Annotated in this window: 22 protein-coding genes; 12 read left to right on the top strand and 10 right to left on the bottom strand. The window is 71.8% G+C overall.

The features are described from left to right. Positions 1-62 precede the first annotated feature (62 nt). On the bottom strand, positions 63-1,691 hold the full coding sequence (locus tag JYK18_RS29125) for a class I adenylate-forming enzyme family protein (protein ID WP_206806634.1): 1,629 nt from the start codon (positions 1,689-1,691) through the stop codon (positions 63-65). Positions 1,692-1,781: 90 nt separating this feature from the next. On the opposite strand from JYK18_RS29125, the gene JYK18_RS29120 reads away from it, so the two are divergent. Genes JYK18_RS29120 through JYK18_RS29100 form a run of 5 tightly spaced genes read left to right on the top strand, consistent with a single transcriptional unit; the run spans position 1,782 to position 6,031 of the window. After that, positions 1,782-3,092 carry an NAD(P)/FAD-dependent oxidoreductase gene (locus JYK18_RS29120; protein ID WP_206806633.1) on the top strand — a complete coding sequence of 437 codons (1,311 nt, stop codon included), beginning with the start codon at positions 1,782-1,784 and terminating at the stop codon, positions 3,090-3,092. Then, complete coding sequence (locus tag JYK18_RS29115) at positions 3,089-3,706, top strand: TetR/AcrR family transcriptional regulator (protein WP_206806632.1); 618 nt, start codon at positions 3,089-3,091, stop codon at positions 3,704-3,706. Before JYK18_RS29120 ends, JYK18_RS29115 begins: the two co-directional genes overlap by 4 nt. Beyond that, entirely contained in the window at positions 3,703-4,575 is an 873-nt protein-coding gene (locus JYK18_RS29110; protein WP_206806631.1) for an alpha/beta hydrolase, read from the top strand. The genes JYK18_RS29115 and JYK18_RS29110 overlap by 4 nt, the downstream gene beginning before the upstream one ends. Continuing rightward, entirely contained in the window at positions 4,572-5,270 is a 699-nt protein-coding gene (locus JYK18_RS29105; RefSeq protein WP_206806630.1) for an acetoacetate decarboxylase family protein, read from the top strand. Before JYK18_RS29110 ends, JYK18_RS29105 begins: the two co-directional genes overlap by 4 nt. Then, positions 5,267-6,031: an SDR family oxidoreductase gene (locus JYK18_RS29100; RefSeq protein ID WP_206806629.1), complete on the top strand. Its 765-nt coding sequence runs from the start codon at positions 5,267-5,269 to the stop codon at positions 6,029-6,031. Before JYK18_RS29105 ends, JYK18_RS29100 begins: the two co-directional genes overlap by 4 nt. Here the strand turns inward: JYK18_RS29100 and JYK18_RS29095 are convergent. Continuing rightward, positions 6,015-6,446 (bottom strand): nuclear transport factor 2 family protein, encoded by a 432-nt coding sequence (locus JYK18_RS29095; protein ID WP_242582194.1) that lies wholly within the window; start codon positions 6,444-6,446, stop codon positions 6,015-6,017. The two genes, JYK18_RS29100 and JYK18_RS29095, sit on opposite strands and share 17 nt — an antisense overlap. 256 nt (positions 6,447-6,702) lie before the next feature. On the opposite strand from JYK18_RS29095, the gene JYK18_RS29090 reads away from it, so the two are divergent. From JYK18_RS29090 to JYK18_RS29060, 7 genes are all read left to right on the top strand, one after another. Continuing rightward, positions 6,703-7,329 carry a DUF4232 domain-containing protein gene (locus JYK18_RS29090; RefSeq protein ID WP_206806628.1) on the top strand — a complete coding sequence of 209 codons (627 nt, stop codon included), beginning with the start codon at positions 6,703-6,705 and terminating at the stop codon, positions 7,327-7,329. 37 nt (positions 7,330-7,366) lie between these two features. Next, positions 7,367-8,014 (top strand): TetR/AcrR family transcriptional regulator, encoded by a 648-nt coding sequence (locus JYK18_RS29085; RefSeq protein ID WP_206806627.1) that lies wholly within the window; start codon positions 7,367-7,369, stop codon positions 8,012-8,014. Positions 8,015-8,106: 92 nt separating this feature from the next. After that, complete coding sequence (locus JYK18_RS29080; protein WP_206806626.1) at positions 8,107-9,567, top strand: NAD(P)/FAD-dependent oxidoreductase; 1,461 nt, start codon at positions 8,107-8,109, stop codon at positions 9,565-9,567. Then, a complete protein-coding gene (locus tag JYK18_RS29075) occupies positions 9,564-10,475 on the top strand; it encodes a metal-dependent hydrolase (RefSeq protein ID WP_206806625.1) in 912 nt (303 codons plus the stop codon). The genes JYK18_RS29080 and JYK18_RS29075 overlap by 4 nt, the downstream gene beginning before the upstream one ends. Then, positions 10,475-11,506, top strand: a complete 1,032-nt coding sequence (locus JYK18_RS29070; RefSeq protein ID WP_206806624.1) for a PDR/VanB family oxidoreductase — start codon at positions 10,475-10,477, stop codon at positions 11,504-11,506. Before JYK18_RS29075 ends, JYK18_RS29070 begins: the two co-directional genes overlap by 1 nt. A 20-nt stretch (positions 11,507-11,526) precedes the next feature. Next, on the top strand, positions 11,527-12,027 hold the full coding sequence (locus JYK18_RS29065; protein ID WP_206806623.1) for an SRPBCC family protein: 501 nt from the start codon (positions 11,527-11,529) through the stop codon (positions 12,025-12,027). Further along, complete coding sequence (locus JYK18_RS29060; RefSeq protein ID WP_206806622.1) at positions 12,024-12,929, top strand: short-chain dehydrogenase/reductase; 906 nt, start codon at positions 12,024-12,026, stop codon at positions 12,927-12,929. Before JYK18_RS29065 ends, JYK18_RS29060 begins: the two co-directional genes overlap by 4 nt. Here JYK18_RS29060 and JYK18_RS29055 read toward each other — a convergent pair. The 8 genes from JYK18_RS29055 to JYK18_RS29020 form a co-directional block, all read right to left on the bottom strand. Then, positions 12,913-13,479: an ester cyclase gene (locus tag JYK18_RS29055; protein WP_206806621.1), complete on the bottom strand. Its 567-nt coding sequence runs from the start codon at positions 13,477-13,479 to the stop codon at positions 12,913-12,915. The genes JYK18_RS29060 and JYK18_RS29055 overlap by 17 nt on opposite strands. A 2-nt stretch (positions 13,480-13,481) precedes the next feature. Continuing rightward, positions 13,482-14,657, bottom strand: a complete 1,176-nt coding sequence (fahA, locus tag JYK18_RS29050) for a fumarylacetoacetase (RefSeq protein ID WP_206806620.1) — start codon at positions 14,655-14,657, stop codon at positions 13,482-13,484. Further along, positions 14,654-15,514 (bottom strand): hypothetical protein, encoded by an 861-nt coding sequence (locus JYK18_RS29045; RefSeq protein WP_206806619.1) that lies wholly within the window; start codon positions 15,512-15,514, stop codon positions 14,654-14,656. The genes fahA and JYK18_RS29045 overlap by 4 nt, the downstream gene beginning before the upstream one ends. Then, entirely contained in the window at positions 15,511-17,085 is a 1,575-nt protein-coding gene (locus JYK18_RS29040; RefSeq protein ID WP_307796114.1) for an FAD-dependent monooxygenase, read from the bottom strand. The genes JYK18_RS29045 and JYK18_RS29040 overlap by 4 nt, the downstream gene beginning before the upstream one ends. Positions 17,086-17,112: 27 nt before the next feature. Further along, positions 17,113-18,072, bottom strand: a complete 960-nt coding sequence (locus tag JYK18_RS29035) for an MBL fold metallo-hydrolase (RefSeq protein WP_206806618.1) — start codon at positions 18,070-18,072, stop codon at positions 17,113-17,115. A 24-nt stretch (positions 18,073-18,096) separates the two neighbouring features. Next, positions 18,097-19,383 carry an MFS transporter gene (locus JYK18_RS29030; protein ID WP_206806617.1) on the bottom strand — a complete coding sequence of 429 codons (1,287 nt, stop codon included), beginning with the start codon at positions 19,381-19,383 and terminating at the stop codon, positions 18,097-18,099. Between the two features lie 92 nt (positions 19,384-19,475). Continuing rightward, positions 19,476-20,015: a MarR family transcriptional regulator gene (locus tag JYK18_RS29025; RefSeq protein WP_307796113.1), complete on the bottom strand. Its 540-nt coding sequence runs from the start codon at positions 20,013-20,015 to the stop codon at positions 19,476-19,478. 21 nt (positions 20,016-20,036) lie between these two features. Next, positions 20,037-20,612, bottom strand: a complete 576-nt coding sequence (locus JYK18_RS29020; RefSeq protein WP_206806616.1) for a DUF1453 domain-containing protein — start codon at positions 20,610-20,612, stop codon at positions 20,037-20,039. Positions 20,613-20,651 lie beyond the last annotated feature (39 nt).

Here is a 20,651-nt window from a genome sequence, read left to right as displayed (position 1 = left end):
CCAGCCTCGACGCCGTTCCGTTGAACCGGAGCGAACCAGGCGAGCCGACGGGGGTATCGGCCTCAGGCGGGTTCTTCGTCGAAATAGGCGGCCAAGGCAGCTCGGCTCACCTTCCCCGTCGCGTTGCGGGGTAGGGGGGTGGTCATGGTGTGCCAGCGGGAGGGGACCTTGTAGTACGCCAGTGACTCCCCCGCGAAAGCCCTCAAAGCGGCCACGGAGACGGGCGAAGCGAGCACCACGATGGCCCCCACCTCCTGCCCCAGGTCCCCGTGCTCCAGGCCGACCACCGCCGACTCGATCACCGACGGGTGGTCGTCCAGGCAGCGCTCGACCTCGACCGGGTAGACGTTCTCCCCGCCCCGCAGGATGAGGTCGCTGCGGCGCGTGGTCAGGTACAGCAACCCCTCGCGCAGGCAGCCGATGTCACCGGTGCGCATCCAGCGGTCGGCGTCGAAGACCGCCGCCGTCGCCGCCGGGTCGTCCCAGTAGCCGATCATGTTGAACTGGCTGCGCAGCCAGATCTCCCCCTCCACCCCGTCCTCTACCACCGCGCCGGCGTCGTCGCGCACCTGCACCGAAACCGTCGGGATCGGAGCGCCCGAGGTCCCCGGGTTCGCCGCCAGCGCGGCCGGGTTGGTGACCGTCGCGCCGGTGCAGGATTCGGTCAGGCCGTAGCTGGTGACCAGGCTCAACCGCGCCGCCGGGATCAGTTCGCGCAGCCGTGCCTGCAACCCCGGCGACGAAGGCGCCGACGCGAGGCCGAATGCCTTCAACGCCGACAGGTCGTAACTCCCGACGTCCACCGCCGCGAGTCGGCTCGCCATGGTCGGCACCACGGTCCAGTTGGTCACCCGCTCCCGCGACACCAGCTCCAGCGTCCGGCGCGCGTCGAAGGCGCCCTCGGTCAGCACCACCGTCTCCCCGGTGGCCAGCCGCGGCACCGCCACGTTGTGCAGGCTCGCGATGTGGAACAACGGCAGGCTGAGCAGCCACCGCCCCGGCTCCGCCTGCCGCGGGTCCATCGCCGCCGACATCGCCTTCATCAGCCGGTGGTAGATCGCCGTGGCCACGATGTTCCGATGCGAATGCGTGACGCCCTTGGGCTTCCCGGACGTCCCGCTGGTGTAGACGATCGCGGCCGGATCGTCCTCGTCCACCGCCACCTCCGGCGGTGCCGACCCGTGCGACGGCAGATCTTCCAGCCGCAGCACCGGAATGCCGAGATCCGGCGGCAGCTTCGCGGCCCGTTCGGCGTCGACCAGCAGCACCGACGGCCGCGCGCGGCCGAGGGCGTACCCGATCTCCGGCGTCGTCCACCACGCGTTGAAGGCAGCACAAACCGCACCGATCCGCGCGGTGGCCCAGAACGCGACTATCCACTCCGGACAGTTCGCGGCCAGCACGGCGACACGATCCCCTTTGCCGACGCCGTATTCCCGCGCCAGCACCCCGGCGAACGCCCCGCTCAGCTCGGCGTGCTCGGCGTAGGTCAGCCTGCGGCGCGCGGTGACCAGGTACTCCCGCTCCCCCGGCGCCGGCGCCCCGGCCAGCAGCGCGCCCAGGTTCGGCGCCCGCCGCGTGAACACCGGCACCTTCGCCCCGAGCACCTCCTGCTCGGCGATCTCGAACTCGCCACCGGGCCCGGTCAGCGCGGCGACGGCTTGCTGCAGGTCAGCGCCGTTGCGGTTCATGCACCATCACGCTAGCCGCCGGGCGGGCAGATGTCGACAGGTGTCCAGCACAATTGACACGCGTCAAATCGGCTCGTAGCGTGGCCGGGCATGACCACTTGCCTGATCGGGGCGGGACTGAGCGGGCTCTGCGCCGGGAAGATGCTCTCGGACTACGGCGTGCCGTACGAGTGCTTCGAGTCCTCCGACCGGATCGGCGGCAACTGGGCCTTCGGCAACCCGAACGGCCACTCCAGCGCGTACCGCTCGCTGCACATCGACTCCTCCAAGCACCGTCTATCCTTCTTGGACTTCCCGATCCCGGAGCACTTCCCGGACTTCCCGCACCACTCGCAGATCAAGGAATACCTGGAGAGCTACGCGGAAGCGTTCGCGCTCAAGGAGAACATCCACTTCGAGACGCCGGTCGAACACGCCGGGAGACTGCCCGGCGGCGGCTGGGAGATCCGCACCGGTGACGGCGAAACGCGGCACTTCGACCACCTCGTCGTGGCGAACGGCCACCACTGGGATCCGCGCTCCCCCGACTTCCCCGGCGAGTTCACCGGCGAGGTCCTGCATTCGCACCACTACATCGATCCGGAAGAACCCCTGCACCTCAAGGGGAAACGGATCCTCGTGGTCGGCATCGGCAACAGCGCCGCCGACATCACCGTCGAACTCTCCCAGCGCGCGCTCGGCAACACCGTGGTCCTCTCGACCCGCTCCGGCGCGTGGATCGTGCCGAAGTACATCGCGGGCGTGCCCGCCGACCGGCTCATCGCGACCAGTCCGCACCTGCCGCTGTCCTGGCAGCGGCGGCTCGCGCGCAACGGACCGCGCCTGCTCACCGGCCGCCCGGAGCGCTTCGGCCTGCCCACCCCGAACCACCACTTCCTCGAAGCGCACCCCACCCAGTCCCAGGAACTCCCACTGCGGTTCGGCTCCGGCGACGTCACCGCGAAACCCGACATCAGCCGCCTCGACGGCACCCGCGTGCACTTCACCGACGGCACCTCCGCCGACTTCGACGTGATCATCCACGCGACCGGCTACAACATCACCTTCCCGTTCTTCGACCCCGAGTTCCTCAGCGCGCCGGACAACCGCTTCCCGCTCTACAAAAGGATGTTCAAGCCGGGCATCGACGACCTCGCGTTCGTCGGTTTCGCGCAGGCGACGCCGACGCTGTTCCCGTTCGTCGAATGCCAGGCGCGCCTGCTCGCGGCCTGGCTCGCCGGGACCTATCGCCTTCCCAGCGAGGCGGAGATGTGGCGGGTTCTCGCCGAGGACGAGCGGCGGTTCGTCGCGCACTTCGCCGACCGGCCGCGCCACACGCAGCAGGTCGACTACTTCATCTACGAACACGACATCCGCACCCGGGAACTGCCCGCGGGGCTCGCACGAGGGAAAACCACATGACCGCCAGGGAAGTACTCGACCGCCGCGGCCCGAACCGGGGTGACCAGCGCCGGAAGGCCCTGCTCGGCGCGCTCGACGAACTGCTGCGCGAAGACACCTTCGCCGCGATCAACGTGCGCGACATCGCGCAGCGCGCCGAGGTCACGCGCTCCGCGTTCTACTTCTACTTCGAGAACAAGGCGATCGCGGTCGCCGCGCTGTGCGACGAGATGTACCAGGAGGCGTTCACCGCGGGCACCGCGCTGCTGTCCGCCGAGGGCACGCCCGAGGAGCGGATCCGCCGCACCACGGCCGGTCTCTTCGAGGCGTGGAGCAAGCACCGCCACGTCTTCCGCGCCATGCTCGACGCCCGTGACGCCGACCGGACGGTACGCGAACTCTGGGACCGGGACCGGGAATCGTTCGTGCCCCAGGTGGCGAAGATGATCGACCAGGAACGCGCGGCGGGTCACGCGCCCGAGGGACCCGACGCCGCGTTGCTCGCCACCGTCCTGCTCGAACTCAACGACCGCGCGCTGGAACGGCTCTCCCGCGGCAGTTCCGTACCCACCGACGCGCTGATGGACACGCTGGTCACGGTGTGGCTGCGGACGATCTACGGCAGCTGCCCATGACCGTCACCTTCGCCGTCGACGGCGCCACCTGCGCGGCAAGCCGGTTCCGGGCCGAATGCGACGACCTGCGCTCCAAGAGCGGCGTGCCTTGCGTGGTCATGGCCCACGGGTTCGGCGCGACCCGCGACTGCGGCCTCGGCGCCTTCGCCCGCGAGTTCGCTCGTGCCGGGATGGACGTGCTCGCCTTCGACTACCGGGGTTTCGGCGAAAGCGGCGGGGTGCCCCGGCAGTCGGTGTCCATCGCCCGCCAGCTCGCCGACTACCGCGCGGCGGTCACCACGGCACGCGGCCTCGACGGCGTGGATCCCGGGAGGATCGTGCTGTGGGGCGCGTCCCTGGCCGGTGGGCACGTGCTGGTCACCGCGGCCCGCGACCAGGCGGTGGCCGCCACCGTGTCGCTCGTGCCGATGGTCGACGGCCTCGCCGCCGCCCGGCACGCGGCCGGGCACCACCGGTCCGGCGTGCTGGCGAAGTCGGCGCTCACCGCCGCCAAGGGCGGGGCCGTGCGACTGGTCGGACCACCGGGATCCGGCGCGGTGCTGGCCCTGCCCGGCCAGTTCGAGGCCTACACCGCGATGGCCGGGCCGAGCTGGCGCAACGAGATCGACCCGCGTGCCCTGTTCGAGATCACCCGGTACCGGCCGGTGCGGCAGGCACGCGGGGTGCGCGGCCCGGTGCTGGTCCAGATCGCCGACCTCGACCGGATGAGCCCGCCGCAGGCCGCCGCGAAGGCCGCCGTGGCCGCCCGCGCCGAGGTGCGCCACTACCCCTGCGACCACTTCGACGTCTTCCCCGGCAACCCCTGGTTCGAGCAGGCGGTCAAGCACCAGCTGTTGTTCCTCCGCAGGCACCTACGGGAGATCGCATGAACCTCCACAGTGGACATCTGATCCAGGGGCAGCGGGTCGCGATGCCGGTCGAGATCCGCGACGCCACCGCCTGCGCGGCGAACTTCGCCGTGCGCGCCCCCGCCGCCCGCTCGGTGCTGGACTACGCCGGGGTGGAGCTGGTCGAACCGCTGCCCGGCCGCGCGCTGTGCTCGCTGGTCTTCGTCCGCTACCTGGACGGGGATCTGGGGCCGTACCACGAATTCGGCGTGGCCTTCCTGATCCGCTCCCCCACCGGCCGCGGCGTCGGGGCGTTCATCCACTGGCTGCCGGTCAACCAGCCGTTCACCCTCGAAGCGGGCCGCACCATCTGGGGCTTTCCCAAGGAGATGGCCGACATCGAACTGGGGTTTTCCGGTCGGACGAGCAGTTGCGCGGTCCGGGTGGACGGGCGGTTCGTGGCCGGTCTGCTGGCCAGGCCCGGACTCCCGGTGCCCAGCGGCGCCGCGGCCACCTCCATCGACGCCTACACCTGCCTGGACGGCACGCTCCGCCGCACGCCGTGGGACCTGCGCGCGAGCGGGGTGCGCGGCCGCCCCGGCGGCGCCGAGGTCCGGCTCGGCGACCACCCGATCGCCGACGAACTGCGCCGGCTCGGCCTGCCCCGGCGCGCGTTGTTCACCAGCGTCATCGGGCGGATGCGGATGACCTTCGGCGAAGCCGAGGTCGTGCGGTGACCGCTCTGGTGACGGGCGCGGCCAGCGGCCTGGGCAGGCTGGCCGCTCTGCGCCTGGCCGCCGCGGGCACACCGGTGGCCGCGCTCGACCTCGACGCGGGCAACCTCACCGCCACGGCGTGGCGTTCGCCCGCCATGCGCGCGTACCCCTGCGATGTCGCCGACGAAACCGCCGTGCGGAACGCGGTCGCCATGGCGGTGGACGACCTCGGCCCGATCGATCTCGTCGTGCACGCGGCCGGGGTCTGCCGGATCGGCCGGGCGCTGGACCAGCCCGCCGCCGAACTGCGGCGGGTCCACGAGACCAACTACCTCGGCACGGTGCACCTGACCCGCGCGACGGTACCGCCGATGATCGAGGCGGGCGGCGGCACCGTCGTGGTGTTCGGTTCGCTGGCCGGCTGGCTGCCCTCGCCGCGGCTGGCCGCCTACGCGGCGTCGAAGGGCGCGGTGCACGCCTACTGCGAAGTGCTCGCCATGGAGACCACGGGAACCGGGGTGCGCGTGCTGTGCGCGTGTCCCGACCACGTCGAAACCCCGCTGGCCGACGGCGTGCGCGCCGCCGATCCCGGGGTGCTCGGCAAGCGGACCGGGGCCGACCCGGCGGACGTGCTGGACGCGATCGACCGCGCCCTCGCCGATCCGGACGCGCCGCTGTTCTTCTTCCCGGGCTTCGGCACGCGTCAGCTCTGGCGCGCCCGCCGGTTCGCGCCGAACCTGCTGCGGCGGGCCGTGACCCGGTACGTCAAACCGGCTCGCTGACCGACGACGTGTGGTCCCAGGCGATCCGCCAGCCGTCGGCGGTGCGCCGCCAGAGGAGGGAACTCGTGGCACGCAACCGGCTTTCGGTCCCGTCGGCCGCGACCAGCCTGGCCAGGAAGATCAGCCTCGACGCGGCCAGGTCGCCGGACACCAGCACGTGCGGCCCGTCCGCCAGTTCGTGCCCGGCCGCGGCCAGCCCGGTGAAAACCGGCTCCCACCACGATCGATACTCCTCCGCGCTGCGCGCCACGCGGTGCGCGGGATCGGCGTCGTCGTAGAGCAGCAGGTCGTCGGCCTGCCAGTCGTAGAACTCGCCTTGCACGGCGCGGAAGTCGAACGGTGCCGCCCCGGGTTCGCGGTCCCAGCCGAACAACCACCGCTCGTGCGCGTTCGCCACCATCTCTTCGTCGGTCATGCCTCCAGCTTCCCCAACCGAAATGCGGGTGAGGAGGCCGCACGCGTCCTGGGACCGGTACACCCAGTTTCCGTTCCTTCTGACGTGCGGCGGCGCGGAAGGTTGCGTACGGGGGACCAATCCCACACCCGAGCATCGTCACCCCGGTGCCGAACATCCTCTCTACGCAAGGCGAACGACAGACACGGGGAGAGTCCACCGGCGGCGATCATCGTCCGAAGTGGACTGTCTAGACAGCCAACCACAGGGAGAAACCATGTTCGGCAGCCAGAGGAAGCGGATCGCGCTCGGCACCACCGCGGTGGCGGGGGTGTTCGCGCTCGCGGCCTGCGGTTCGTCCGGTTCGACCGCGGCAGGCCAGCCGCAGCAGCCGGGCCAGGCCGGCGCGGGCAGCGCGGTGGCCGCCGGGGGCGGTGGCGCGGCCAACCCGGTCAGCGCCCAGGAGACGCCGCGGTGCACCACCGACGACCTGTCGGCCGAGCTGGGCGCCCCGGAGCCGGTGGGCGACGCCGCCGGTCAGTACGAACTGCCCTTGGTCTACACCAACATCTCCGGGCGAGACTGCCAGCTTTACGGCGTGCCGGGGGCGGACCTGCTCGGGCCGGAGCACGCCATGGGCACCACCTACAGCCTGCCGCGCATCGACAACGGCGCGCCGGTCAACCAGGTGGCGCCCGGCCAGACCGCGACCGCGAGCATCACCGTGCTGGCCCCGGGCGAGAGCGACGACCCCGGCTGGACGCCGAGCCACCTCGAAACCATTCCGCCGGGCTCGACCGAGTCCTTCGTCCTCGACTGGCCCGCCGACCTGCCGGTGCTGCGCCAGGACGGGGCCACCCGCCCCGGCTCCTGGGTGAACGGCATCCTCGCCGACCCGGCGTGACGCCGGTTCGCGGCGGGCGCCTGGCAGGATGAACGGCATGGCCGCCCATCCCGACCCCGAGACCGGGGTGCACCGACCCTGGCGCGGCGTGGCCGCCGAAGAGCGGCAGGCGCGGCGCCGGGACCAGCTGCTCGACGCGTGCTTCTCGATCATGGGCACGCAGGGCGTGGCGGCGGTGACCATGCGGGGCGTCTGCCGCGAGGCGAAGCTGACCGAGCGGTACTTCTACGAGAGCTTCCGCGGCCGCGAGGAACTGCTGATCGCGGTGCTGGAGATGGTGGCGCGGCAGGCGCGGGACGTCCTGGTGGCGGCGCTGGAACAGTCCCCACCGGACAGTCCCGGCCTGGTCCGCCACGCGGTCGCCGCGTTCACCGAGTTCGTCACCGCCGATCCGCGCCGGGGCCGGGTGCTCTTCGTCGAGTCGCTGGCCGCGCCGGAACTGGCCAGCCGGGGCACGCAACTGGTCGAGGAGTTCACCGCGACCATCGCGCTCGGCCTGCGCAGTCCGGTGCTGGCCGGGGAAAACGCCGACGAGCAGGACGTCGAGCTCAACGCCCAAGCCGTGTTCGGCGCGCTGGCCTGGCTGTACCAGGCCTGGTTGAACGACCGCGTACCGGTCGGCCGCGACCGCTTCGTGCGGCACGCGGTCCGCGTCATCGAACAGATCGCCCAAGCGGGCTCCTGAAAACTCTCCGGGCGAGAACCTGGCATTTGCTTCCGCGAAGCTGACATCGCCTGATGTTGACATTGGCTGATGTCAGCTTCTACGGTCGCCCCATGTCCAGAGTTCGCGTCGCCATCGTGGGCGCCGGGTTCGGCGGTCTCGGCACCGCGATCGCGCTCAAGCGGTCCGGGGTCGACGACTTCGTGGTGCTGGAGCGCGCCGCCGAGGTGGGCGGCACCTGGCAGGTCAACGACTACCCGGGTGCCCAGTGCGACATCCCGTCCATCCTGTACTCGTTCTCCTTCGCGCCGAACCCGCGCTGGACGCGGCTCTACCCGCTGCAGCCGGAGATCCACGACTACCTGCGCCGCTGCGCCGATGACTTCGGGATCGGGCCCCACCTGCGGCTGCGCCACGAAGTGCTGGACGCGACCTGGGACGAGTCCGCCCGGTTCTGGCGCGTGCGCACCGATCGCGGCGAGTTCGAGGCCGACGTGCTGGTGGGCGCGATCGGGCCGTTCAGCGAACCGTCCACACCGGACCTTCCCGGCCTGGACACCTTCGGCGGCACCACGTTCCACTCGTCCGCATGGGACCACGAGCACGAGCTGGCCGGGCGCCGGATCGCGGTGATCGGCACCGGCGCCTCGGCCGTGCAGATCGTGCCGCGCCTACAGCCGGCGGCCGCGCGGCTCACCGTCTTCCAGCGCACGCCGACCTGGATCATGCCGCACCCCGACCGGCCGATCACCGGACGGCTGTTCGAGCGCTTCCCCGCCGCGCAGCGCCTCGCCAGGACCGGACTGGACCTGGTGCAGGAGGCGCTGGTGCCCGGACTCGTGCGGCGACCCGCGTTGCTCAAGGGCATGGAACTCGTCAGCCGCGCGCACCTGCGCCGCCAGGTGCGCGATCCCCTGCTGCGCGCCAGGCTCACCCCGTCCTACGCGTTCGGTTGCAAGCGCCCGACGTTCTCCAACGCCTACTACCCCGCGCTGACCCAGCCGAACACCGACGTGGTCACCGAAGGGATCCGCGAGGTGCGGCCGTCCGGCATCGTTACCGCCGACGGCGTCGAGCACGAGGTCGACACGATCGTCTTCGGCACTGGGTTCCGGATGACCGACCACCCGGGGTTCGGCCGGATCCGCGGCCGGGGCGGCCGTACCCTCGGCGAGGCGTGGAACGGAAGTCCGCGCGCCTACCTCGGCACCACGGTGGCCGGCTTCCCGAACTTCTTCCTGTTGCTGGGCCCGAATTCGGTGGTCTACACCTCGCAGGTGGTGACCATCGAGGCGCAGGTCGCCTACGTGCTCAGCTGCCTGCGCGCACTCGACCGGCACGGTCTGTCCACTTTGGAGGTCACCCAGGCGGCCCAGGACGCCTGGGTGCGCGAAGTGGACCACGGCCTGCGGGGCTCGGTGTGGAACACCGGCGGCTGCCGCAGCTACTACCTCGACGACTCCGGGCGCAACTTCGTGTTCTACCCCGGGTTCAACCGCCAGTTCCGCCGCCGCACCGCGGCCGTGGACCTGGCCGACTACCACCGCACCGAGCAGGGAGCGAGGATCGCATGAAACGGGGATTCGGCCGGAACCCGGTGGTCGACCCGCGCGGCGCGCGGCGCTACACCGGGCAGGCGCACGCGATCGCCGCGCGCGACGTGCACTTCTCCTGGGACGGCGTGCCGATGCACTACATCCCCGGCGAGCCGATGGCCACGCACGTGATCAACGTGATGCACCTGGTGCTGCCCGAGGGCGAGCGCGCGATGTCGAACACGCTCGCCGAGGCGCTGCCGCTGATCACCGACCCCCGGCTGCGGGAGGAGGTGGTCGGCTTCATCGGCCAGGAGGCCACGCACGCCGCGTCGCACGAGGGCGCCAGGGACCACCTGGCCAAGCTCGGGCTGGACGTCGAGCCGATGGCGCGCAAGATGGAATGGCTGGTGGACAAGGTGCTCGGCAACCGGGGCCTGACCGGGAAGGCCGGGCACGCGTGGTTGTGCGAGCGGCTGGGCCTGTTCGCCGCGATGGAGCACTACACCGCGGTGGTCGGTGAATGGCTGCTCAACGCCGACCAGCTGGAACGCCTCGGCATGCACCCGACGATGCTGGACCTGATCCGCTGGCACGGCGCGGAGGAGGTCGAACACCGCAACGTCGCCTTCGACGCCTTCATGCACGTCGACGGCAGCTACGCGCGGCGCGTGCGCACCGCGCTGCTGGCCAGCTTCACCCTCGCCGTGTTGTTCCTGACCACCGCGGGCCACCTGTACCGCAAGGACCCGACGCCGGGCAAGGGCCGGTTCTGGCTGTGGCAGCTGCTCGGCGCGACCCGGCGCAAGGTGATCCCGAACGCGACGATCTTCGTCACCGAGATCCCGAAGTACCTCCGGCCGCGGTTCCACCCGTCGCAGCTCGGCAGCATGGACAAGGCGGTGCGGTACCTCGCCCAGTCCCCGGCCGCCAACCCCGCGCGCTGATGACCACCTTCACCCCGTCGCGGACGCTGCGGCTGGTCGCGGCGGCGAGCAGCGGGTACCGGCGGGTGTTCGCCACCAGCCGGGTCGCGCCGCTGCTCTCGCGCCCGAACCCGGTGCGGCACACCGGTTTCGACCTCGATCTGACGGTCGAACGGGTGGAGCCGGAAGCCGAGGACGTGGTCGGCGTGACGCTGGCCGGCCCGTCCGGTGCCGACCTGCCCTCGTGGATCCCCGGCGCGCACCTCGACCTGTTCCTGACTTCGGGCAGGCAGCGCCAGTACTCGCTCTGCGGCGACCCCGCCGACCGCCGGACCTACCGGATCGCGGTCCGCCGGATCGGCGACGGTTCCCGCGAGGTCCACGGTCTGGAACGCGGCCAGGTGGTGCGCGTGCGTGGTCCGCGCAACGCGTTCCCACTGGTCTGCGCCGACTCGTACCTGTTCGTCGCCGGTGGCATCGGGATCACGCCGATCCTGCCGATGGTCCAGGCGTGCCGCCGTCGCGGGGCCTCCTGGCGGCTTGTCTACTTGGGACGGTCGCGGGCGAGCATGCCGTTCCTGGACTCCCTCGGTGAGGCGGACATCCGGCCCGACGACGAGTACGGCTTGCCGGACATCGCCGACATCCTCCCGCTCGCTTCGCGTGGCGCCGCGGTTTACCTGTGCGGACCGCCGGCGCTCGGCGAAGGGGCGCGCGGGATGTTGCGGGAGATCAACCCGGACGCCTCACTGCACACCGAACGGTTCAGCCCGCTGCCGGTGACCGGCGGCGAACCCTTCGACGTGCGGCTGGCCCGCAGTGGTGCCACAGTGCGCGTGGGCGCCGACGAGAGCGCGCTGGCCGCGATCCGGCGTGAGCTGCCCGGTGTCGCGTACTCGTGCCAGCAGGGTTTCTGCGGAACCTGCCGGGTGCGCGTGCTCGACGGCGAGGTGGACCACCGCGACCGGACGCTGACCGACCGCGAGCGCGCGGACTCGATGCTCGTCTGCGTCTCCCGTTCGACCTCATCCTCGCTGGTCATCGACCTCTGAACCGACAGAAAGGGGACACCGTGGCGCGGTGGTACCCGCTCGCCGAGAGCGACGACGACGTCTTCCGGACCGCCCGGTTCCTGTTCCGGCACGTGGTCGGCATCCCCGCGCCGCGCGAGCGCGTGTGGCAGGTGCTGACCGCCGACGACGCGCTCGTGTCGTGGTCGAAGCTGATCACCGGGGCGGAGTGGACCTCGCCCCGGCCGTTCGGTGTCGGGACCACCCGGACGGTCACCGTCGGCGGGGTGGCCGCGCTGCGCGAGCGGTTCTACCGGTGGGACGAAGGCGAGCGGATGACGTTCAGTGCGGAGGCCGCGAGCCAGCCGGGCTTCCGCCGTTTCGCCGAGGACCTCACCCTGACCCCCGACGCCGGCCGGACGCGGTTGTGCTGGACCTTCGCGGTGGACGCCGCGCCGTGGCTGGTACCGGTGCTGTCCTCGTCCCGGTTCGTGCTGCACCGGGTCACCGGCGGGTGGACCGCCGGGGTGGCTTCCCGAGTGGAGAAGGAGATCCGCCGATGAACGCCGTCGCCTCGACGCTGCGAGACCTGGGCCTCCCGCTGCCCGGCGGGCGGAAGTTCGACGTCACCGGCAAGGCCGTGCTGGTCACCGGCGGGGGCGCCGGGATCGGGCTGGCGCTGGCGCACGAACTGCACGCCCGCGGTGCCGTCGTCGCACTGCTGGACCGCGACGCCGATGCGCTCGCCAAGGCCGCCGCGGCGCTGGGATCGCGCGTGTTCTGCGCGGTCGCGGACGTCCGCGACCGCGAGGCGACGGCCGCCGCGGTGCGCGAGCTTTCCCAGCGCGCGCACGGGCTCGACGTGGTCGTGGCGAACGCGGGCGTCACGCCTCCCCCGGCGACGCTGCGCCAGATCGACGAAGCCGAGTTCGACCGCGTGCTCGACATCAACGTGACCGGGGTGTTCAACTCGGTCCGGCCAGCGATCGGGGACGTGATCACCCGGCATGGGCACATCGTGGTGGTCTCGTCGGCGGCGGCGTTCACCCCCGGCCCGGGCGGGGCGGCGTACATGATCAGCAAGGCGGGCGCCGAACAACTGGGCCGTGCGCTGCGCCTGGAACTCGCCGCGCACGGCGTGAGCGTGGGCGTCGCGTACTTCGGCGTGGTGGACACGCAGCTGGCACGGACCACTTTGGACGATGACCCGCTGGGGCGGGCGCTGGAAACCCGGCTGCCCAAACCGTTGCGCCGGCGGATCACCGCCGAGCAGGCCGCGGTCGTCCTCGCCGACGCGATCGCCCGGCGGGCGGGGCGCACGCTCGCGCCCGCCGCCTGGCAACCGTGGGCGCTGCTGCGCGGCGTGGTCAACGTCTTCGCCGACAGCTACCTGGCCGCGGACCGCGGCATCCACTCCCTCATCCGCGACCTGGAAAAGCGGTCCGCGGTCAAGAACGGGCGCTGAGCGTCGGCTCGGTGGTTTCGACCAGGCGCCGGTCCGGCTGCTCGCCGGACATGGCGAGCAGCCCCCGCACCAGCTTGACCAGCACCGGCCAGTTCTTCGGCTTGCGCTTGTCGATCCCGCCAGCGAGCTGCTTGAGCATCGACAGCGAATCGAAGTAGATGCGCTCGCAGACCAGCTTCTCCTCGGCGTCGAAGACGAAGTACGCGGTCATGCGCACCCGGAACTTCGACCCCGTCGCCGGGAGCTTGCCGAACGGGCCGAGGTGCGTGCCCTTCAGCCAGAACTCCACGATCACCGCGTCCGCGCTGTGCCGCAGCGCGATCAGCTCGTGGTGCTGGTCGGGGAACGCGGTGCGGGTGTCGTGGTAGTAACCGCGGACGGCGCTGTCGCCGTCGTGCACGGTCATCGTCGCGATCACTTCGTAGTGCGGGTGCGGGAAGGTCGACAGGGTGGCGTCCCAGTCCTGCGCGACCTCGTCGCGGAAGTGGTCGAGCACCAGCTTCTGCCTGGCTTCGAGCACCTCGGCGGCGGGGATGTCGAACTCGCTCATGCTCAGCCCTCCACGGCCGGGCGGATGGTGCCGGTGACCTCGCCGAAGCCGATCCGCGCACCGTCAGGGCCGGGCGCGGTGGCGGTGATGGTCACCTCGTCGCCGTCGACCAGGAAGGTGCGCTCCTCGCCCTTGACGGTGATCGGCTCGCGCCCGCCCCAGCTGAGTTCGATGAACGCGCCGCGCTGCTCCTTCTCCGGGCCGGAGATCGTCCCGGAGGCGAACAGGTCACCGGTGCGCGTCGACGCGCCGTTGACCGTCAGGTGCGCCAGCATCTGCGCGGGCGACCAGTACATCTCGCGGTAGGGCGGCCGGGCCACGGTCTCGCCGTTCCACACCACGGCCAGGTCGATGTCCAGCCCCCAGTCCGCCCCGCGCAGGTACGGCAGCGGCTCCGGGTCCTGGCCGGGCAGCGGCACGCGGGCGGCTTCGAGCGCGGCCATCGGCACCACCCACGGCGAGACCGAGGTGGCGAAGCTCTTGCCCAGGTGCGGGCCGAGCGGGACATACTCCCAGGCCTGGAGGTCACGGGCGGACCAGTCGTTGACCAGCACCGCGCCGAAGACGTGGTCGGCGAACTCCGCCACGCCGATGCGCCCGCCCAGCGGCGAACCGGCGCCCACCACGAAGCCCAGTTCGGCCTCGATGTCCAGGCGGCGGCTCGGGCCGTAGGTGGGCGCGGCCTCGTCGGGTGCCTTGCGCTGGCCACACGGCCGCACCACGTCGGTGCCGGAGACCACCACGGTCCCGGAGCGGCCGTGGTAACCGACGGGCAGGTGCTTCCAGTTCGGCGTGAGCGGCTCGGAGTCCGGCCGGAACAGCCTGCCGAGGTTGGACGCGTGGTGCTCGGAAGCGTAGAAGTCCACGTAGTCGCCGACCTCGAACGGCAGGTGCAGCCGGACCTCGCCGACCGGGTGCACGGCCTCGGCGGGCACGTCACCGGCCAGCAGTTCACCGATCCGGGCACGCACCTCGTCCCACCGGGCGCGGCCCTGGGCGAGGAACGGGTTCAGCGAAGGAGCGGCGAACAGCTCGTCACCGAGCAGGATCGCGAGGTCCACCACGGAATCGCCGAGCCGGACGCCGACCCTGGCCGCTTCGCCGGGGCGGGAGAACACCCCGTACGGCAGGTTGTCGCGGCCGAACGGCGAGCCGTGCGGGATCTCGATGACGGTCATGCGGTCGTCCCTTCCGTACCGGCGCCGGATCGCGGCGCGGTGACCAGTCCCAGCTCCACCAGTTCGGTGAGCGGGTCGGTGATGCTGCAGGTGCCGAACGAGGTGAACGCCGCACGTGCCGCGGCGACGCGCTCCGGTCCGAGCGCCGCGAGCGTACCGGCGATCTTCGCGCCGTCGCGTTCGGCCAGCAGGACGGCCGCGTTCTCGGTGGAGCCACCGGCGAGCAGGCTGTCCGTCGCGAGCAGGAGGTTGAGGAAGCCGTGCTGCTCGAAGCCGGTTTCCGGGTCGGTGTTGCGCACCGCGTGGTGCAGCCCGGCGGTGGCCTTGAACGGGATGCCCGCCGCCACCACGGCGGCGACCGCGGCGGCCAGCTCGGCTTCGTCCGGGTACATCTCCGCCCGCACCCCGCCGGTGCGGAACTTGGCGCGGTAGCGGCCCGCGATCCCGTCGAGGAGCTCAGGACGCCGGTCGTCTCGCGGGATCTCGACGTAGACGTCGACGTCGGGCGCGCCGTCGAGCTGGGTCAGGAACTCGCGGCTGCCCAGTTCGGCGGGCACGGCGACCTCGATCGACCGCAGGTCGACCGGGAGCGGCGCCAGCTCGGCCAGCGCACCGGGCAGCCCGGCGGGCCCGTCCGGCAGGGTCAGCGACAGGGGCAGCCGCCTGCCGTCGTCCGGCAGCAGCGCGCCGAGTTCGGGGAGGGCCTTCGCCGCGAGCACGAGCGGGCCGACCAGGTCCTCGTACCAGGCACCCGCCCGGTCGAGGTAGGCCCGGACGGCGTCCGGCAGCGGCGCGAGCCCCGGGGGAAACACCGCCGCGTCGTCGCACAAATTCCTTACCACAGCAGGGATTCTCATACCGGCTCCGTCCTGGACACGGGTCCACTGTATCGGCAGGTGGCGCGGTCCAGCGCCACCGTGAGCTCCGCCGGGTCGGTGAGCACCGCGGCGATGTGCGCGTCCGGCCGGACCAGCCAGATTTCCCCCGGCCGGGCGCCGAGCGCGGCCGTCAGCGCACCGTCCGGATCGATTTCGGCGAGCTTGAGCACGCGCACCGGGCTGTCCACCTCGACGGTGGTCAGCACCAGGAAACCGTCCCGCGCGAGCGCCCGTGCCCGCGTCGGCCCGGCTCCGGGCACGACCACCGGCGCGTCCGGCAGCAACACGCCCGGCCCGGCCCGCGGCACCCCGCCGCGGGGTGGACGGCCGTCGAAGGGGCGTCGTGGATCCGGTGTGGTCAACGGGGAATCGACGTACCAGAACGGCTCGGCCAGCCGTCCGGAATCCACCTGCGCCCGCGCTTCCGGGTCGGCGGCCGCCCGCGCCAGCACCGCGCTCCGCCGCCGCGCCCGGGTTTCGTCCGGTGGCACCAGGAAATCCATGGTCGCTGTGGTGACCTCGATGTTCTCGCGTGCTGCCGCGTGCCGTTCGTCGTGGTAGGTCTCCAGCAGGTCCTCCGTGGCCCAGCCGCGGCCGGCGTAGGCGAGCTTCCACGCCGCGTTCTCCGCGTCGCCGACCCCGGAGTTCAGGCCGCGCGCGCCGAACGGCGAGACCAGGTGCGCCGCGTCCCCGGCGAGCAGTACCCGGCCGCGGCGCAGGCGGTCGGCCACCCGGGAGTGGAAGCGGTAGACCGATTTCCAGACGATCTCGTAGTCGCGGTCACCGATGATCTGCCGGATCCGCGCGTCCAGCGCGCCGGAGCCCGCCTCGGCTTCGAGGTCGTAGTCCGCCGGGACCTGCCAGTCGATGCGGAAGGTCGACTCCGGGCACGGGTGGATGAGCACCTGGCGGCCGGGGTTCCACGCGGGGTCGAAGTAGAACCGCCGTTCGGTGGCCCAGCCGGGCAGGTCGGCGCGGATGTCGCAGATCAGGAACCGGTCGTCGAAGGACTGCCCCTCGAAGCGCACCCCGAGCTGGCGGCGCAGTTCGTCACCACGGGCCCCGGCGCACACGACCAGGTAGGACCCGCGCAGCTCGCGGCCCCCCACCCGCACGGTCACCCCGCCGTCGTCCTGGCGGATGCCGGTGACCTCGTGGCCCCAGCGCAGGTCCACCAGCGGCTCCTCGGCGATCCGCTCGTCGAGGATCTCCTCGGTCCGGGTCTGCGACAGGTTTACGAACGGCGGGAACACCGGCGCGCCCGGCTCGGCGAAGGTGTAGCTGAACAGCTCGGCCTCGCCGTGGAAGGTGCGCGCAGTGGTCCAGGTGAGGCCCTCGGCGGCGATCCGGCGGCCCGCGCCGACCGCCTCCCAGATGTCGAGCACGTCGCGCTGCTGGCAAATCGCCTTGGAGCCGACCGCGTCCCGGGCGGCGCGCCGGTCGAGCACGATCGAGGGCACACCCCACCGCGCGAGCAGCAGGGCGGTGGTCTGGCCGACCGGTCCCGCGCCCACGACGAGAACCGGCTCCAGCGGCCACGGTCCGGCCACGGGACTCCCCTCATTCGGTTCGGTGGCTCAGCCCTGCAGTTGCGCCCACACCTCCCGGTCCCGTTCGGCGGTCCAGATGACCGGCCGCTCGATACCGGACAGCTCGTCCCACAGACGCGAGACGTCGAACGGCAGGCAGTGCTCGAAGATCGGCCAGTGGCCGTAGTCGTCCACCAGCGCCGCGTGCGTGGCTTCGAAGGCCTCCTTGAGCGTGCCACCGCGCTCTTGCACGGCACCGACCTCGCGGATCATCACCTCCAGGAAGCCGCGGGTCTGCTCGATCGCGGCGTCCACGGCCTCGCGGCCGCGGCTGACCGCGCCGCGCCCGCCGACCAGTTGCTCCGCGCCGAGTGCCTTCACCGCGTCCAGCGTGCCGGTGGCCCAGTCGCGGTGGAAGGCGTCACCCGTGTACAGCGCCGCCTCGGCCTCCACGAGGTCGCCGGCGAACAGGATCTTCCGCCGCGGCAGCCAGGCGGTGATGTCGCCCTCGGTGTGCCCTCGCCCATGCCACCGCAGCACCAGCTCGCCGCGGTCGCCACCGAGGTCGATGGTGAGGCGGTCGGCGAAGGTGAGCGTGGGCCAGGTGAGGCCGGGCACCGACTCGGCGGCCTCGGCCAGCCGCGGCATGCGGGCGAATTCGCTTTCCCAGTCCTGTTTCCCGCGTTCGGCGATGAGCGCGGCGGTGGTCTCGTGCGCGACGATCGTCTCGGCGTCGAACGCGCTGGCGCCCAGTACGCGCACCGCGTGGTAGTGCGAAAGGACCAGGTAGCGCACCGGCTTGTCGGTGTGCTCGCGCAGTTTCGCCAGCCACTTGCGCGCGGCGACGGGCGTGGCGAGTGCTTCGAAGCAGACGAGGAAGTCCTCGCCCTCGATCGCCCCGATGTTCGGGTCGCCCTCGGCGGTCAGGGCGTAGACCCCGTCGGCGAGCACCTCCAGGGTCTGCTCCTTGGCGGTGGTGTCGGCGGAGGATGCGAACGGCTTGGCCATGGTCGTCCCTTTCGTGGTGCGGGTTCAGCCGGTCGCCAGCACGAACGCCTCGCGCTCGGGGGCGGGGCGCTCGCGCAGGGCGAGTACGGCGGCGAAGGTGATCAGGCACGCGAGCAGCATGTACCCCGACACCGACAAAGAAGTGCCGGTGACGCCGATCAGCCAGGTTCCGACCAGCGGCGCGAAGCCGCCGCCGAGGATGGCACCGAACGCGTAGGCGAAGGAAACCCCGCTGTAGCGCACGGAAGCCGGGAACAGTTCGGCGTAGGTGGCGGCCTGCGGGCCGTAGGTCAGCCCGAGCCCGAACGCGAGCACGACCACCGAAAGCAGCATCAGCGGCATCGACCGGGTGTCGAAGAGCAGGAAGAACGGGAAGGTCCACGCCGCCATCGCGAGCGTGCCGACGAGGTAGGTGCGGCGGCGGCCCCAGGTGTCGGACCACCGTCCGGCGAGCAGGGTGAACACGCCCCACGCTACCGCGCCCACCATGCCGACCAGCAGCATCGACGAGCTCGGCAGGCCCAGCGTGCGCGTGCCGTAGGAGTTGATGAACGCGATCAGGATGTAGCCGACCATGTTGTTGGCGATGAACAGCCCGATCGCGACGACCAGCTCACGCCGGTTCGTGCGGAACAACTCCGGCAGCGGCGCCGACCGCCGCTGCCGCCGGTCCCGCAGTTCGGTGAACACCGGGCTCTCGGAAACCCTGGCGCGCACGAAGAACCCGACCGCGATCAGCACCACCGAGAGCAGGAACGGGATGCGCCAGCCCCATGCCTGGAACTGCTCGGCGGTGGTGAACGAGGACACCGCGAAGAACACCAGGTTCGCCAGCAGCAGCCCGATCGGCACGCCGATCTGCGGGAACGAGCCGAAGAACCCGCGGCGCCCCGGCGGCGCGTGCTCCACCGACATCAGCGCGGCCCCGCCCCATTCCCCACCGGCGGAAAGTCCTTGCAGCAGGCGGAGAACGACCAGCAGCACGGGCGCGGCCACGCCGATCGAACCGTACGGCGGCAGCAGCCCGACGCCGACCGTGGACACGCCCATCAGCAGCAGCGTGGCCACCAGCACGGCCTTGCGCCCGTAGCGGTCGCCGAGGTGCCCGGCGACGACCCCGCCGATCGGCCGCGCCACGAAGCTCACGCCGAGCGTGGCGAACGAGGCCAGCAGTGCCGCCGTGTCGTCCAGCGCGGGGAAGAACTGCGTGCCGAACACCAGCCCGGCGGCCGAGGCGTAGATGAAGAAGTCGTACCACTCGATGGTGGTGCCGACCAGGCTCGCGCCGACCACGCGCCGCAGTTGCGTCATCGCAACCCCTCCCGGCAGATAATCAAAGGTTTGATTAACCGGGAACGTACGTGACCAGGACCACGGGCACCAGGGTGAGCCGGGTCACAGGTTCAGAAGCGCAGGTTGACCCAGTCCTCGCTGTGCGCGGCCGTGGCGAGCTTGGTGAGGATGCGGTTCAGCGCCTCCAGCTCGGCGGGTTCGAGCAGCCCGGCCCAGGAGGTCTCGCGGTGGTTGTGCCGCTGAAAGGCCTCTTCCAGCCGCTCCCGGCCGACGTCGGTGAGGCCGAGCAGCACAGCCCGCCGGTCACGCTCGCCGGGTACGCGGTCGAGCAGGCCGGAGGCGGTAAGCGTCTTGGCGAGGCTGGACACCGCGGCCCGGCTCATCCCGGTCAGCTCGGCGGCGCGGCTGGGTTCCTGCGGCCCGGACACCCACAGCGTGAACAGCAGCCGGAAGGCCGACCAGCTCCACCCGGCCGGGCGGTGCACGGTCGACTCCAGGTCGTAGACGAGCGCGTTCGCCACCCGGTGGGTCAGCAGCACCATGGCCATCGCCGCCCGGTCGGTGCCGGGCAGCCGTTCCTGCGTCCGGTCGAGTGCGACCTCCACAAAGGACAGGAAGTCGGCTGACCTGGGTTCGGCGGGCTCTGCCACGCGTCGATGGTAGGCGCGGGATCAGCGCGCCCCACCGGACAGGGTCACCAACGACCGCCGCAGGGTGGGCGCGTCGGGCAGTTCGGCCGGTCGCGAGGCGCGGGCCGCCAGCAGCCCGGGATGACCGGTGCCGCTGGGCGCGAACGGCACGCCGGCGGCCAGCCCCCGCGCGCCGATCGCCAGCGCCTCCCCCAGCAGGCCGACACCCATGGACAACGGAACCGACCGGAGGTCGCCCGCCATCCCGGCGGACAGCGCCACGAAACCGAGCGCGCCGTTGCCCGCCAGCGACAGCACCCAGACCAGGTACGCCTTCGCGGGGTAGCGCTGCCAGAGCACGCCGTCCTTGACCAGCAACCGCACCGTCGTGCCGCGCAGCACGCCGAAGGCGAGGCCCACCGCGGTGGTGCAGGCGAGCCAGAACCAGTCGGCGACGGCGAGGTGCCCGTGCTCGGCGACCCGGTGCACGCCGAGCGCCACCAGGATCAGCGGCGCGGCGAACAGGTCGCGCGCGGCGAGCGGTTCGCCGATCGCGCGCCGGGCGATGGTGTAGCCGATTCCCGCGACCACCAGTACGACGGTCAGCCATCCAGGCAAGGTGCCCCCCTTGTTTTTTAGCTCAGCTGTGCCATTTAA

The sequence above is a fragment of the Amycolatopsis sp. 195334CR genome, from assembly GCF_017309385.1.
Classification (GTDB): Bacteria; Actinomycetota; Actinomycetes; order Mycobacteriales; family Pseudonocardiaceae; genus Amycolatopsis.
Note: the sequence above shows the minus strand (reverse complement) of the source record. Positions and strands in the feature narration are given on the sequence as shown.

Excerpts from the sequence above, each read along its gene's own strand:
- JYK18_RS29110 (WP_206806631.1), top strand. The coding sequence starts at position 3,703 with ATGACCGTCACCTTCGCCGTCGACGGCGCCACCTGCGCGGCAAGCCGG.
- JYK18_RS29095 (WP_242582194.1), bottom strand. The coding sequence starts at position 6,446 with ATGACCGACGAAGAGATGGTGGCGAACGCGCACGAGCGGTGGTTGTTC.
- JYK18_RS29045 (WP_206806619.1), bottom strand. The coding sequence starts at position 15,514 with ATGAGAATCCCTGCTGTGGTAAGGAATTTGTGCGACGACGCGGCGGTG.
- JYK18_RS29080 (WP_206806626.1), top strand. The coding sequence starts at position 8,107 with ATGTCCAGAGTTCGCGTCGCCATCGTGGGCGCCGGGTTCGGCGGTCTC.
- JYK18_RS29070 (WP_206806624.1), top strand. The coding sequence starts at position 10,475 with ATGACCACCTTCACCCCGTCGCGGACGCTGCGGCTGGTCGCGGCGGCG.
- JYK18_RS29060 (WP_206806622.1), top strand. The coding sequence starts at position 12,024 with ATGAACGCCGTCGCCTCGACGCTGCGAGACCTGGGCCTCCCGCTGCCC.
- JYK18_RS29090 (WP_206806628.1), top strand. The coding sequence starts at position 6,703 with ATGTTCGGCAGCCAGAGGAAGCGGATCGCGCTCGGCACCACCGCGGTG.
- JYK18_RS29055 (WP_206806621.1), bottom strand. The coding sequence starts at position 13,479 with ATGAGCGAGTTCGACATCCCCGCCGCCGAGGTGCTCGAAGCCAGGCAG.
- JYK18_RS29030 (WP_206806617.1), bottom strand. The coding sequence starts at position 19,383 with ATGACGCAACTGCGGCGCGTGGTCGGCGCGAGCCTGGTCGGCACCACC.
- JYK18_RS29115 (WP_206806632.1), top strand. The coding sequence starts at position 3,089 with ATGACCGCCAGGGAAGTACTCGACCGCCGCGGCCCGAACCGGGGTGAC.
- fahA (WP_206806620.1), bottom strand. The coding sequence starts at position 14,657 with ATGACCGTCATCGAGATCCCGCACGGCTCGCCGTTCGGCCGCGACAAC.
- JYK18_RS29125 (WP_206806634.1), bottom strand. The coding sequence starts at position 1,691 with ATGAACCGCAACGGCGCTGACCTGCAGCAAGCCGTCGCCGCGCTGACC.
- JYK18_RS29120 (WP_206806633.1), top strand. The coding sequence starts at position 1,782 with ATGACCACTTGCCTGATCGGGGCGGGACTGAGCGGGCTCTGCGCCGGG.
- JYK18_RS29035 (WP_206806618.1), bottom strand. The coding sequence starts at position 18,072 with ATGGCCAAGCCGTTCGCATCCTCCGCCGACACCACCGCCAAGGAGCAG.
- JYK18_RS29075 (WP_206806625.1), top strand. The coding sequence starts at position 9,564 with ATGAAACGGGGATTCGGCCGGAACCCGGTGGTCGACCCGCGCGGCGCG.
- JYK18_RS29105 (WP_206806630.1), top strand. The coding sequence starts at position 4,572 with ATGAACCTCCACAGTGGACATCTGATCCAGGGGCAGCGGGTCGCGATG.
- JYK18_RS29085 (WP_206806627.1), top strand. The coding sequence starts at position 7,367 with ATGGCCGCCCATCCCGACCCCGAGACCGGGGTGCACCGACCCTGGCGC.